Below are 13,898 nucleotides of genomic sequence, written 5' to 3' on the forward strand. Positions count from 1 at the left end.
AAGCAAATCTCTATGCAAAGTTCAGAGATTGCTTCGTGCCTCGCAATGACGGGTTTTATTAAAACATCTAAAGTCCCAATCTCGCGGATATCTCCAGCATCCGCTCAATAGGTAAAACGGCCTTTTCAATAATATGCTGCGGCACATCAATTTCTGGTGTGCCGTTTTTCATACACAGGTATAGTTTCTCCAGCGTATTACGCTTCATGTGCGGGCAATCGTTACAGGCGCAGGTATTATTCGGCGGAGCGGGGAAAAATTTTTTAGACGGATTTTCCTTTTCCATCTGGTGAATAATCCCCGCCTCTGTTGCTACAATAAACTCCGTTTCGGGGCTATTGGTAGCATACTTCAGTATCCCGGTGGTAGATCCTATGTAATCTGCCAGTTGCAGTATCACTTCCTCGCATTCCGGGTGGGCCAATATCTTCGCATTCGGGTGCCGTTCCTTCAGCTTGGTTATTTTTTCACGGCTGAATATCTCATGCACCATACAGGCACCGTTCCATAACACCAGGTCGCGCCCTGTTTTTTTAGCTACCCAGGCACCCAGGTTTTTATCCGGGCCGAAGATTATTTTCTGATCCTTAGGTAAGCTTTCCACTATCTGCACAGCGTTGCTGCTGGTACAAACAATATCGCTCAGGGCTTTCAGTTCCGCTGTGCAATTCACGTAGGTGATGACCAAATGGTCGGGATAGTTTTCTTTAAACTTTCTGAACAAATGTGGCGGGCAGCTGTCGGCCAGGGAGCATCCTGCCTTCATATCCGGTAGCAGAACCTTCTTGTTTGGCGATAATATCTTAGCTGTTTCGGCCATGAAGTGCACACCGGCAAAAACGATAACATCGGCATCGGTTTTTGCAGCTTGCTGAGAAAGGCCAAGGCTATCGCCAATATAATCGGCAATATCCTGTATATCTCCTTCCTGGTAGTAGTGGGCCAGCACAACAGCATTTTTTTCTTTTTTAAGTTTATTGATCTCGGCAAAAAGGTCGAGCGACGGGTCGATGTATTCGTCCACAAAACCATTCATTTTTATTTCTTCGAAGGTATCCATTCCACAAATCAATTAATAATAACTTCTTTTTATATATAAAATAAACCTATTGTTATTAAGGTGTTAGTAATGTGTAAAAGTCGTTACTGGTTATAGTAAAAAAGTTGTTTATACATTTTTATTAACATTTATCAACGCATTTTTATTTTTTATTTTACTGATTTTTAGCTTTCTGTGACAATCAACTATTAATATCAAAACTTAAATGTTAATATTTACTTGCTCAATAAAATGTTAGTTTCGTTGTAATATAGTCTTACAAATCGCTCAAAAGTATTGTAAAAATTGATAAAAATCCGGGTTGTTAACTATTCCGGTTATTTATAATTATTTACTTACACAAACTTAACACGTTTTATACCGCTTATTAACATTAGTATTAATTTTACAAAATATATAACTCAAGCATGACCAGAACAGTGGATTTCCTGGTAGTAGGTTCGGGCATTGCCGGATTAAGTTTTGCACTAAAGGCTGCAAAGCATGGTAAGGTACTGATAGTTACCAAGGCCAACGAAGATGAAAGTAACACTAAGTATGCCCAGGGTGGCGTTGCTGTGGTTGTGGATAAAAAAGAGGATTCTTTTGAAAAGCACATAAATGACACCCTTATTGCCGGCGACGGGCTCTGCGACAAGGAAGTTGTAGAGGCTGTAGTAAAAGAAGGCCCGGAACGTATCAATGAGATTATTGAGTACGGAACCAATTTCGATCGTACTAATGAAGGTAATTATGACCTTGCAAAAGAGGGTGGCCACTCGGAATTTAGGGTGTTACATTATAAGGATATTACCGGTTTTGAGATAGAAAGGTCCTTATTGGAAGAGATACATCGGGAACCCAACATAGAGATACTTACTCATTATTTTGCTGTGGACCTGATTACTCAGCACCATTTAGGTGAGATGGTAACAAAATCGTCGGATAATATCACCTGTTACGGTATATATGCTTTTAATACCGAGAATAATAATGTAGAGAAGATCCTGTCGAAAGTTACAGTAATGGCATCGGGTGGTGCGGGGCATATTTATTCGGTTACTACCAACCCTACCATTGCTACAGGCGATGGTGTGGCAATGGTTTACCGTGCTAAAGGAAAGGTACGGAACATGGAATTTATCCAGTTCCATCCCACGGCTTTATATAACCCGGGGGAATATCCTTCTTTCCTTATTTCAGAGGCGGTACGTGGCATGGGCGGTGTGTTAAGACGCACCAATAGCGAAGAGTTTATGCAGGAGTATGATGAGCGTAAATCGCTTGCTCCGCGTGATATTGTTGCCCGTGCTATTGATGCCGAGATAAAAAAATCTGGGGAGGATTTTGTTTACTTGGATATAACTCATAAAAAGAAGAAGGACATATTAGCGCATTTCCCAAATATTTACGCAAAGTGTTTGGAGATGGGCATTGATATGACGCGTGATATGATCCCTGTAGCGCCTGCCTGCCATTATATGTGCGGTGGTGTGCTGGTAGATCATAGCGGTAGGTCGTCCATCAGGCAGCTTTATGCTTGCGGGGAATGTTCGTCAACGGGCTTGCATGGTGCTAATAGGTTAGCATCAAATTCGTTATTAGAGGCACTGGTATTTGCACATCGCATATATAAGGACGCCGTTGTTGCATTTAATGAATTTGAATTACCTGGTGATATTCCGGACTGGAACGAACACGGCGTAAAACTTTCTAACGAAGATATTTTAGTTACACACAACATCCGCGAGATGCAAAAGCTGATGAATGACTATGTGGGTATAGTACGATCTGACTTTAGGTTAGAGCGTGCAATGCGCAGGCTGCGTTTGTTGTATGAAGAAACCGAAGATTTTTACAAGCATACCAAAGTATCGGTTAAGCTTTGCGAACTGCGTAATTTAATACAGGTAAGTTACCTCGTTGTAAAATCGGCGATGGCCAGGCACGAAAGCAGGGGACTGCATTATACAACCGATTACCCGGAACATGCGGATATGTTGGAGGACACGGTATTTTAGATTTATAATATGGGTACTTTAAAGGAGGATATTGTTTCGCAATCTAAATGGATAGTAAAAGCTTTTGCTGCTGATAACTTGAAATTGGATTATTCTATAAATAGTTTTATAGCGATAGACCAGTTTATTGGTAAACATTCGATAAACGGGCGGGCAAGGCTTGGTGGACGCTTACGGAGTAATTTAGGGTCGGTATTGTTTTCAATTGGATCTTATATAGGAGAAACTATTATAAAGAACGTGCCCGGAGCAAGTTGGATAACAGATGATAAAGCTCCTGATGGAGAAATAACTGTATCAGTATTAATGCCGGATGGTACATTAATATTTCCCGTGCAAAGGATAATAAAGCGATTTAAAAATGGAATAGAAGATTCTATTTATGTTTATGGATATAGCGTAACAAGTGGTTATACAAACATACCTTTTAATGATAATTACTGGATTTCTACCGAGGAGAAGCCTTGGTGGAAATTTTGGTAAGTTGAGCGGAAAACGGGATTCGAACCCGCGGCCTTCAGTTTGGGAAACTGACGCTCTACCAACTGAGCTATTCCCGCGTTTAATTTGAAGGTGCTAAAGTATTAAATTTTAATATGGATAAAAAGAGTAAATACGCTGATGCTATAATTATTGCCTTTTTGATATTGTTCACGGTTGATTCCTTAATTGCTCATTTTAAAAATGGGGTTGGATTACCTTTAAATAATTATCTCGGGTATATAGCCCTTTTTATCACCGTCACGGTTTACTTATTTAGGGCCTCATCGCGACAATATTTTTTATTAACCCTTTTGATTTTATATAGCTGTCATTTAGTAGATTTTAGCTATAAACACTTTTCCATAAGTTCTGGGTCTAATGTAGATGAAACTGGCTTTACAACACCACGTATAGTACCTATAGCGATAATTCTTTTAGTTAGTCATTTAATATGTAAATGGGCTATACCTATACATAGGTTCATGAGCCAAACCCCTTTTTCTAAAAAATTTAAATAGTAATTATACATGCCGCTAATACTCCCCGTAAAAGATAAAAGCCCCATATGGGGAAACGATTGTTTTATAGCCGAAAATGCCACCATCGTAGGCGATGTAGTAATGGGCGATAATTGCTCCGTTTGGTTTAATGCGGTGGTACGTGGAGATGTGCATTACATCAAAATAGGCAACAACACCAATATACAGGATGGTGCCTGCGTCCACGCTACTTACTTAAAAGCACCAACCAATATTGGTGATAACGTTTCTATAGGCCATAACGCCATTGTACACGGCTGTACGCTGCAAAATAACGTTTTGATAGGTATGGGTGCAATTGTAATGGATGATGCCGTGGTGGAAGAATATGTGATCATAGGGGCGGGTTCCGTAGTGCTGGAACGGACCGTTTGTGAATCGGGTTATCTGTACGCCGGATCCCCGGCAAAAAAAATAAAGCTTCTTACCGATGAGCAAAAGGCCTTACTAAATAAATTACCACAAAACTATATTATGTATTCGGGCTGGTTTAAGGATTAGACTGTTCCTTAGGTATATCCAAGGGTTCCTCAGCTTCCCAATTGGCACGCAGCACGATGTCTTTCGGGCTTACCCATATCGTTTCGGGTTGTGCCCTGCGTTTTACGTTACCGCTGTCCCATCGGCCGTTGTGGTTAACGTCGTAGATAACACGAATGGAGTACTTTATAGTAGCGTAGTTTTTATAAACTAAAGAAGTGTTCTTACTGACTATATCGCTGCGGAGCACGGTTTTGGTATCATCTAAAATTTCAACTACATAGGTTTTGCCGGTGTCTGCAGGCACACTCACCTTTAGGGTAAGCTGGCTATAATTTTCAGGCTTATCTACCGTAAAGGGCTTGGCAAACTTCTTATTCTTATCGCCGTAGATGTCTGTAAACGCGCCCTCATTTAACCCTATCTGGTATTTTGAATTCACGCGCCAACGATATTTTAAGTAATACTTTCTCAAATTGGAGGTATCTTTTGTAAGCGTGAAATTGGTGATCGGGATAGAATCTTCCAATAACACTATTTGCGCGGCATCGTAACTATCCAGCGGGAAGTTACCGGTAATAGGCAGGTCCGTTCCGGGTTTTAGTTTATTGTCGCGGTTTACCCCAAAGGTGAAATTTAGGTTTCTTTCAAAGGTTTCGTTTTTACTTTTTAGCTGGTAAACAGTGTCTATGGGTTTGTTGTTATCCAATATGGCGATGCTCAGGGAATCGAATACCATATTGCGCATATAAACGACTGCCGTATCCTTAGTTTTGGTGAACTCCACTATTTTCTGCGCATCCAACGCGGCCGGGTATAAAACCTTTATTGATGGCTTTTGCACCGGGCGGTTAAAGAGCAGTGATAGTTTTCCATCAAGTGTAAACTTCTTTTCGGACACCCTGAAATTATCGGGGACCTGTTTAAATAGCTTTAATAAAATGTTGGAGCTGTCCTTATCAACCTTGATCGGATTTTTTGTGAAAGCTATAAGGTCGTTATCATTGTTAAAAATTTTATCAGGGCTGCTTTCCTTCAGTGCGTAGATCCGATAAGTGTCCTCACGTAAATTATTTAAAGAGAAATTGCCGGCAGTATCTGTTGTGGTAAAAATGCCCGGTTTCTTTTTGCCGAAGAGGAGAGAATCCTGGCTCAGTGTAAAAAGGAATACGGTCGCATCTTTTTCTTTCAGGCCGGTAATGGAGTTAACCACGTTTCCCGAAAGGCTTAGTGAATCGATATGGCTCCCGGTGGAGAAAACGTATGTATAATTTTTGAGCACATTATTTTCGTTCACATCGGCAACGGCTTTACCAAAGTTGATCACGTAGGTAGTGTTCTTTAAAAGCGTATCTTTAAATTGGATCACCAAACTTTTTTTGTCGATCTTGTACTCCGGTTGCTTTTCCTGGGCCGGGCTGATGCTGATCTCCTGGTATTGATTGGTCAAACGGAAGTACTCATCAAAATCTATACGGATTTCTTTTGCTTTAAAATTCCGGGTCTGGTCTTCGGGTGTTGCCTTCAATATTTTGGGAGGAGTGAGGTCCCTGGGGCCACCCTGCGGTTTTTGTTGAGCCGCGCAGCCACAAAACACCAAAACTATCAACAGGAAGAATAAAATTTTACAAAAAAAGACCGATTTTGGATTTAACATAGTTTTTTTGGCCTGTAAGCAACTTTTATGTTTTTATGAACGCTGGTATTAAAAATTTGAAATAATGCTTTATAAACGATATTTTATAAATAATTGATTTACAGCCAATTATAATCTATCTCGACACATGAACCATCAAAACCGATACGTCCGACGGTGAAACACCGGAAATGCGGGATGCCTGGCCCAAAGTGCGTGGTTTTATCCTTTTCAATTTTTCACGAGCTTCTTTAGAAAGTGAAACCAGTTGGCTGTAATCAAATTCGGGATTGATCTCTCTGTCCTCCATTTTTTTCATCCGCTCAACAATTTCCATTTCTTTTATAAAGTAACTCTCATATTTAATTTTTATTTCAGCCTGCTCAATAGTTTCTTTATCGTAGGCCGAGAGTTTGTCCTGTAGGGTAGGGTCGATGCTTTTAAGGTCCTTAATTCCAATCTGCGGGCGGCTTAATAAATTGAACAGTTTAGCGCTTTGGTTTATCGGGCTGGTACCTAACTCTTCCAGCAGGTTATTTACAGCGGCGGGATCAACGCTTTTGCTGCGGGTAAAGGCAACGATGTCATCCGAGTTTTTAATCTTTTGATTTACCTTGTCTAAGCGCTCGTCGTTGATCAGGCCCAGATCGTGGCCCATCGGACTAAGGCGGATATCCGCGTTATCCTGGCGAAGCAACAAGCGATGCTCTGCCCTTGAGGTAAACATCCGGTATGGCTCTTCGGTGCCTTTAGTTACCAGGTCATCTATCAATACGCCGATATAAGACTCCGACCTTTTCAGGATCAGTTCGTGCCTATCGTTTATTTTTTGATGCGCGTTGATACCTGCAATAAAGCCCTGTGATGCTGCTTCCTCATAACCGGTGGTGCCGTTTATCTGCCCGGCAAAGTACAGGTTGCTGATGAGTTTCGTCTCCAGGGTTAAGCCCAATTGGGTAGGCGGGAAGTAATCGTATTCTATAGCATAACCCGGGCGGAACATTTTCGCTGTTTCGAAACCTGGTATTTGGGTAAGCGCTTTGTACTGCACATCTTCTGGCAATGAAGTAGAGAAACCGTTTACATAGATCTCGCAAGTGTTCCATCCTTCGGGCTCTACAAAGATCTGGTGACGGTCGCGCTCGGCAAAGCGGTTTATTTTATCTTCAATGGATGGGCAATAACGCGGACCTAAACCCTTGATGCGCCCGGTAAACATTGGCGAACGCTCAAAGCCCTCTTTTAGTGTTTCGTGTACTTTAGCGTTCGTGTAGGTGATCCAGCAGCAGCGTTGGTCCTTAGCAAGTTCAACATTGGTATAAGAAAAACGCCCGCGTTCTTCGTCCCCCCACTGCTCTTCCATTAAAGAGTAGTTCAGGCTTCGTCCGTCTACACGGGGAGGGGTACCAGTTTTCATTCTGCCGCTATCAAAGCCAAGGGTTATTAATTGCTCGGTTAAGCCGGTTGCCGCCTTTTCGCCCGAACGGCCTCCACCAAACTTTTTCTCTCCAATATGGATAACGCCGTTTAAAAAAGTTCCATTGGTGAGCACAACAGAGTCGGCCTCTATCTCTACACCTATGGATGTTTTTACACCGGCAATGGTATTGCCTTTAACCAATAACGAGGTAACGGTATCTTGCCAAAAATCGACATTGGGCGTTTTTTCCAGGGCAATACGCCATTCTTCAGCGAATCTTGCTCTGTCACTTTGGGCACGAGGGCTCCACATAGCGGGGCCTTTTGAGAGATTTAACATCCTAAATTGAAGAGAAGTCTTATCCGTAATGATACCAGAATAGCCACCTAAGGCATCAATCTCGCGCACAATTTGCCCCTTGGCAACACCGCCCATGGCGGGGTTACAACTCATTTGCGCAATGGTTCCCATATTCATGGTTATCAGCAAAACCGACGAACCAAGGTTGGCTGCAGCAGCCGCAGCTTCACAGCCCGCGTGACCTGCACCAACAACTATTACATTATATTTCTTAAACATATAACCTCCATGTTCCACATGGAACATTGTTTAATATCAATTTTTAATGTTCCACGTGGAACATTATTCGCTCTCGTTGGTAAATGTTCCACGTGGAACAATGAACGAATAAAGGGCAAATAATGCCCAAATGCTCTCTAAAACCACAAAAGGGTAGAAGCTGATTATGTAGGATGATAACCCACACAAGCCCGCTCCTATAAAGTTCATTCCGCTATACCAACGGCTGTGCGACGGTAGTTTCTTGTATAAATTAAGTAAAAAAGCCGCTAATAATATAATAACACCCGTAGATGCAATAACGTCAGATAGCTTCATCTTATGCTTCTTTCAGCTCAGATAACTCTATCCAGCGCATGCTTTTTGCATCAAGCTGCTTATTTAAATAAGTTATTTTATCTGTAAGCTGGTTTAGTTTTTTCGTTTCTATATTGATAGTGTTTAGCTCATCGGTTGTTTCCTTTAGCTTGTTCTCAATATCGCTTATCTCTTTTTCTAAACCTTCAAATTCTTTTTCTTCCTTAAAACTCAACTTGGCTTTCTTCGGTGCTTCTACTTGTATTGGGGTAGGAGCCAAAGGCTTTTTATTAGCCTGTTTGCTTTCTTCCAGCTCTATCCTGTACGATGAATAGTTGCCGTTGTAAACCTTCACATCCCCATTGCCTTCCATAATAAACAGCTGCTCGGCCATTTTATCCAGCAAATATCTATCGTGCGATACGATCATAAGGATGCCGGGATAGGTGGTTAAAAACTCTTCCAATACATTCAGCGTGTCAATATCCAAATCGTTTGTAGGCTCATCCAATATCAGGAAGTTGGGGTTCTTCATTAGGATGCTCATCAGGTGAAGCCTTTTCTTTTCGCCACCGCTTAACTTGGCTATCATGCCGTATTGCTTAGCAGGCGGGAACAGGAACAATGTGAGCAGGGCAGAGGCGGATATCATTTTACCGTCCGCCATGGTAATAAACTCGGCAACGTTTTTTACCACGTCTATAACGCGTTCATCTTCCTTAAAAGACAAACCAGCCTGATTAAAGTAACCGATAACAGTGGTCTCGCCTTTTACAACTTCTCCGCTATCCGGTTTTAAGCCATCGGTAATTAAGTTAAGGAGGGTGGATTTGCCACTGCCATTTTTACCGGCAAGGCCAATACGGTCGCCTTTTTTGAAAACGTAATTAAAATCTTTTATATAAGTGTTGCCATTAAAGCCTTTGGTAACATGGTGCATCTCCATTATTTTGTTTCCCTGCCGCGCAATCTTCACGCTCAGTTCTACATCCTGTTTGCCGCCATTGTTCTTGGTTTTGGCTTCCAGGTCATAATAAGAGTCAATTCTCGATTTAGACTTGGTTCCTCTTGCCTTTGGCTGGCGGCGCATCCACTCCAATTCTTTCTTTAATAACTGTGAGTTTTTTTGGAAAGTGGCTTCGTCGGTCGCTTCGCGCTCGGCTTTCTTTTCCAGGTAGTAACCATAGTTTCCCACGTAGGGGATGATCTTACCGCGGTCTATTTCCAAAATCTCGTTACAAACGTTATCAAGAAAGTACCTGTCGTGCGTAACCATGAGGATGGTTTTGCTGCCTTCCGTTAATAGCTTTTCCAGCCACTCAATAGTATCAATATCAAGGTGGTTGGTAGGCTCATCTAAAATATAGATTTCGGGGTCTTCAATAAGCAGTTTAGCTAAGGCCAAACGTTTCTTTTGACCACCCGAAAGCGTGTTGATAGGCTGGTTAAGGTGATGAATATCCAGCCTGCCCAAAATGGTTTTTATCTTGTATTCATAATCCCAGGCATCGATGTCGCTCATCTCCTCCATTATCTTGTCCATCTCCTTCATATTATCCGGGTCGTTCTCCAACAACTCCTCGTAACGGCGGATCAATTGCTGCTGTATATTATCAGCATGGAAGATGTAATCGCTGATGGTAACGGCGTTTTTAAAATGCGGATCTTGCTCCAGATATCCAACGTTAAGGTCACGCGCTTGTGCCACTTTGCCTTCTGTGGGTTTTAACGAACCTGACAGAATTTTTAAAAGAGTAGACTTGCCGGCACCATTAATGCCCACTAAAGCGACCCTGCGGCCGCGGTTAATGCCAATAGTTAGGTTTTTAAACAACCAGTTATCATGAAAGGAATGGCCCAAATTCTCGGCCGAAATGTATGTACTCACTAAGCGTTCTTTATTTGATCAAATGTATATGTATGTATTCCCGGTGCGCTCTTCAGCGAATTACGGAACATGGCGTTTGCAATGGTAGCGGCATCTATGCTGCGGTATTTACGCCAGCCGCCTATCATCAGGTGGTCTATCACCTTAAAAAGGCCAATTAAGGCGTTTTCCAAAGTGCGCTGATCTTTTCTGCCACCGTATAACATAGATGGCTGATAGATATGCAAGCTTTTTAAACCGACCGCTTTTAAACTATCTTCTAAATCACCTTTCAGCTTTAAATAAAAGGTAGACGAGCCGGCATTGGCGCCAACAGCAGATACCAGGTGGAATTGTTCAATCCCGTTAGCCTTGGCTAATTCTGCTATCTGCAAAGGATAATCATGGTCTATCTTGCGATACTGGTCTTTATCCGGCGTTTTGGCATTGGTAGTGCCCAGGCAGCTAAAAACCGCATGGCCGGTTAACGATGCCGCGTATTTAGGCAGATCGTCAAAGTTTATCACCAATTGCACCAGTTTTTTATGCTCCATCGGCAATTTTTTTCGCACCAAAACCAATATCTCGTCGTATTCGGCATGGTTTAGCAGCACCGTAAGCAGTTTATCGCCTACAAGCCCGCTTGCACCCACTATAATTGCCTTATATTCCATTGATGGCCAGTTTAAACCGCAAAAATACGCATAAATAATATAGTGGTTATAAACGGTATGTTTTTGTTGTGTAAAAGATAGGGGATTGGAAAATAGAAAGACCGACGATGGAAACAGATTAAAGCCGAATTTAATTTATAACCATGTAATAATCAGATATATATAAAAAAATCTGTTGGAAGGTCTGACAGGAAATCACATTTTGGACACAAGACAGGCGGGGAAGATTAAAATCTGAACACTGAAGAAATGCGTTGATCGCTAAGAACCTAAGCCACAAATAGGCCAGTAAACAATTACCCTCGTCCGCTGTTAATCTCCCAACCAGTTATAACTTTTCGTCCGCAGCTACTTTCTTGTTTAGCATAAGTTTTTAAGCCGGAGTTAAATAATAGCCCAACCCAAACAAATACAAAACCAATTGTTTATAACTGGCAAGTAATTAGAATTTTATGGCAGAACAAGCATTAACCGGGTACAAAAAATGGATGGAGGGCGTTGGCGAACAGGGCGTTTTCTTCAGTCGTTTTTTCCGTAATATTTTTACCGGTGGATTTGAGTGGTCGGAATTTGTGCGGCAGTGTTACGAGATCGGCTACAAATCATTTATGCTGGTTGGGCTCACCTCTTTTATCATGGGTTTGGTGCTCATCCTTCAACTGCGCCCCTCTATGGTTGATATGGGTGCCGAAAGCATGCTGCCAAAAACACTCGCCGTATCCTTCATCCGCGAAATGGGGCCTGTAATTACCGCTATCATCTGCGCCGGTAAGATAGCATCGAGTATTGGCGCCGAATTGGGCAGTATGAAGGTAACGGAACAGATAGACGCGATGGAAGTATCGGGGGCCAACCCTATGCAATACCTCGTGGTTACACGCATACTGGCAACCAGCATAATGGTGCCTATCCTTGCTTTAATGGGCGATGTAATTGGCTTATTTGGTGGTTTCCTGGCTTTGAATTTTACCGATGATCTCAGCTTTTCGCTTTACTTTCATAAATGTATCTCCTCGTTGGAGTTCATCGATTTTTTACCGGCTTTAGTTAAAACCATATTTTTTGGCTTCGCGATAGGCTTTGTGGGCTGCTATAAAGGCTTTCATTCTAATAAAGGTACCGAAAGCGTGGGCCTGGCAGCAAATTCTGCCGTTGTAACCGCCTCGCTTTGGATCTTCGTAATAGATGCTTTTGCTGTACAAGTCACCAGTATTTTATTCTACAGGTAACATGGAAGAGCAGAAGAACCAAGCCGCGCAGCAAAAGCATGATCCAAATGAGGTTGTGGTGGATATAGAACGGATCTCCAAATCCTTTGGCGACAATGAGGTGCTGAAGGATATTAGCCTGAAAGTAAAACGCGGTGAGAATGTGGTGGTATTAGGCAAATCGGGACAAGGTAAATCGGTTACAATACAGTGCATAGTTGGCCTTTTAAACCCCGACGAAGGTACCGTAAAAGTATTTGGCGATGTAGTGGCTGATATGGGCGATAAGCAGCTGAAAGCGCTTCGCACCAAAGTCGGTTTCCTCTTTCAAAGCGGAGCTTTGTACGATTCTATGACCGTGCGCGAGAACCTCGAATTTCCGCTTACCCGCGTGTTAAAAATGAGGGACAAGGCAGAGATAGACCAGCTGGTAGAAGAGGTACTGGATGGTGTAGGATTGCTCGACGCGATAGATAAAATGCCATCGGACCTTTCCGGCGGGATGCGAAAACGGGTGGGCCTTGCGCGTACCATGATCGTGAAGCCCGAAATTATGCTTTACGATGAGCCCACAACCGGCTTAGACCCAATTACTTCGCGCGAGATAAGCGAACTGATCCTGAATATGCAAAAGAAATATAAAACGTCATCCATCATTATTACACACGACATGGAATGCGCCAAAATAACCGGCGACCGTGTAGTGATCATGAACGATGGAGAATATATAGCCGAAGGCTCGTTCGATGAATTGCAATCATCTGACGACGAACTGGTAAGATCATTTTTTAACGAAACAACATGAAAACCACATCATCACAAAAAATAAAAATAGGGGTATTTACCGTCGTCGGGTTTGTAATACTGCTGCTGGCTGTATTTTTTATAGGCAATCAAAAAAGCCTGTTCAACTCCACCTTCAATGTATACGGAACCTTTAAAAACGTAAATGGGCTTACCGTAGGTAATAACGTGCGCTTCGCAGGTATTAATGTGGGCGTGGTGGAGAGCATCAATATTGTTACCGATAGCTCGGTAAGGGTAGAATTGAGCTTGAATAAGTCGGTTAAAAAATTCATCAAAAAAGATTCTAAAATGAGCATCGGCAGCGATGGGCTGATGGGTGATAAACTGGTGGTAATAGCCCCCGGCGGTGTTACCAGCACAGAAGAAATTGGCGATGATAATGAGCTAACCTCCGTGAACCCGGTGGATGTAGATAGGATAATAACCAAGCTAACCAAAGTTGCAGATAACGCCGAGGTGCTAACCAGCAACCTGGCCGAAATTGTGGCCAAAGTAAACAATGGCAAAGGCAGTATAGGCCGCCTGCTTAACAACGATAAAATTGCCCGCGACCTGGAAGGTACGGTGAAACAGGCCCAAACCACCATGAAAGGCGTACATGCCACTACCGCCACCCTCAACGAAGACCTGCAGGCCGCCCAGCATAACTTTTTGCTGAGAGGGTTTTTTAAGAAAAAAGAGAAAGCTAAAAAAGCAAAACAAGATTCAATCAAAAAAGTGCAGGAAGATAAGTTAAAAGTAAAGCAGAAAGCGGCAGAAGATGCTAAGAAAGGCAACTAACAGTCGCATAATCAATGGATTATAAAAAAGACGCGCCTCTTATGAGCGCGTCTTTTTTATGAATGTTC

11 protein-coding genes and 1 tRNA gene are annotated in these 13,898 nt (G+C 42.4%); 6 read left to right on the forward strand and 6 right to left on the reverse strand.

Translation table 11 applies throughout. From position 1 onward, the window contains the following. Positions 1 to 67: 67 nt before the first annotated feature. Positions 68 to 1,060 carry a quinolinate synthase NadA gene (nadA, locus tag ABIX36_RS19465; RefSeq protein WP_348083841.1) on the reverse strand — a complete coding sequence of 331 codons (993 nt, stop codon included), beginning with the start codon at positions 1,058 to 1,060 and terminating at the stop codon, positions 68 to 70. Between the two features lie 407 nt (positions 1,061 to 1,467). On the opposite strand from nadA, the gene nadB reads away from it, so the two are divergent. Together nadB and ABIX36_RS19475 are read left to right on the forward strand one after the other, a co-directional pair. After that, a complete protein-coding gene (gene nadB, locus ABIX36_RS19470; protein ID WP_348083842.1) occupies positions 1,468 to 3,060 on the forward strand; it encodes an L-aspartate oxidase in 1,593 nt (530 codons plus the stop codon). Between the two features lie 9 nt (positions 3,061 to 3,069). Then, positions 3,070 to 3,543: a hypothetical protein gene (locus ABIX36_RS19475; RefSeq protein ID WP_348083843.1), complete on the forward strand. Its 474-nt coding sequence runs from the start codon at positions 3,070 to 3,072 to the stop codon at positions 3,541 to 3,543. Positions 3,544 to 3,547: 4 nt separating this feature from the next. Here the strand turns inward: ABIX36_RS19475 and ABIX36_RS19480 are convergent. Then, positions 3,548 to 3,620, reverse strand: a tRNA-Gly gene (locus ABIX36_RS19480). 450 nt (positions 3,621 to 4,070) lie between these two features. Between ABIX36_RS19480 and ABIX36_RS19485 the strand changes: the two genes are divergently transcribed. Then, positions 4,071 to 4,583: a gamma carbonic anhydrase family protein gene (locus ABIX36_RS19485; protein WP_348083844.1), complete on the forward strand. Its 513-nt coding sequence runs from the start codon at positions 4,071 to 4,073 to the stop codon at positions 4,581 to 4,583. On the opposite strand, the gene ABIX36_RS19490 is transcribed toward ABIX36_RS19485, so the two are convergent. From ABIX36_RS19490 to ABIX36_RS19505, 4 genes are all read right to left on the reverse strand, one after another. Beyond that, positions 4,573 to 6,219 carry an Ig-like domain-containing protein gene (locus ABIX36_RS19490; protein WP_348083845.1) on the reverse strand — a complete coding sequence of 549 codons (1,647 nt, stop codon included), beginning with the start codon at positions 6,217 to 6,219 and terminating at the stop codon, positions 4,573 to 4,575. The two genes, ABIX36_RS19485 and ABIX36_RS19490, sit on opposite strands and share 11 nt — an antisense overlap. 115 nt (positions 6,220 to 6,334) lie before the next feature. Beyond that, entirely contained in the window at positions 6,335 to 8,197 is a 1,863-nt protein-coding gene (gene mnmG, locus ABIX36_RS19495) for a tRNA uridine-5-carboxymethylaminomethyl(34) synthesis enzyme MnmG (protein WP_348083846.1), read from the reverse strand. 319 nt (positions 8,198 to 8,516) lie between these two features. After that, positions 8,517 to 10,382 carry an ABC-F family ATP-binding cassette domain-containing protein gene (locus ABIX36_RS19500; RefSeq protein ID WP_348083847.1) on the reverse strand — a complete coding sequence of 622 codons (1,866 nt, stop codon included), beginning with the start codon at positions 10,380 to 10,382 and terminating at the stop codon, positions 8,517 to 8,519. Further along, the gene (locus ABIX36_RS19505; protein ID WP_348083848.1) at positions 10,382 to 11,035 is read right to left on the reverse strand and encodes an NAD(P)H-binding protein; all 654 of its coding nucleotides are present in this window, start codon (positions 11,033 to 11,035) and stop codon (positions 10,382 to 10,384) included. The genes ABIX36_RS19500 and ABIX36_RS19505 overlap by 1 nt, the downstream gene beginning before the upstream one ends. A gap of 452 nt (positions 11,036 to 11,487) precedes the next feature. Between ABIX36_RS19505 and ABIX36_RS19510 the strand changes: the two genes are divergently transcribed. The 3 genes from ABIX36_RS19510 to ABIX36_RS19520 are packed head-to-tail and all read left to right on the forward strand — an operon-like array spanning position 11,488 to position 13,830. Then, on the forward strand, positions 11,488 to 12,264 hold the full coding sequence (locus ABIX36_RS19510; RefSeq protein ID WP_348083849.1) for an ABC transporter permease: 777 nt from the start codon (positions 11,488 to 11,490) through the stop codon (positions 12,262 to 12,264). Between the two features lies 1 nt (position 12,265). Continuing rightward, entirely contained in the window at positions 12,266 to 13,048 is a 783-nt protein-coding gene (locus tag ABIX36_RS19515; RefSeq protein ID WP_348083850.1) for an ATP-binding cassette domain-containing protein, read from the forward strand. Next, on the forward strand, positions 13,045 to 13,830 hold the full coding sequence (locus ABIX36_RS19520; protein ID WP_348083851.1) for an MlaD family protein: 786 nt from the start codon (positions 13,045 to 13,047) through the stop codon (positions 13,828 to 13,830). The genes ABIX36_RS19515 and ABIX36_RS19520 overlap by 4 nt, the downstream gene beginning before the upstream one ends. Positions 13,831 to 13,898 lie beyond the last annotated feature (68 nt).

Source organism: Mucilaginibacter sp., from assembly GCF_039925265.1.
GTDB lineage: Bacteria > Bacteroidota > Bacteroidia > Sphingobacteriales > Sphingobacteriaceae > Mucilaginibacter.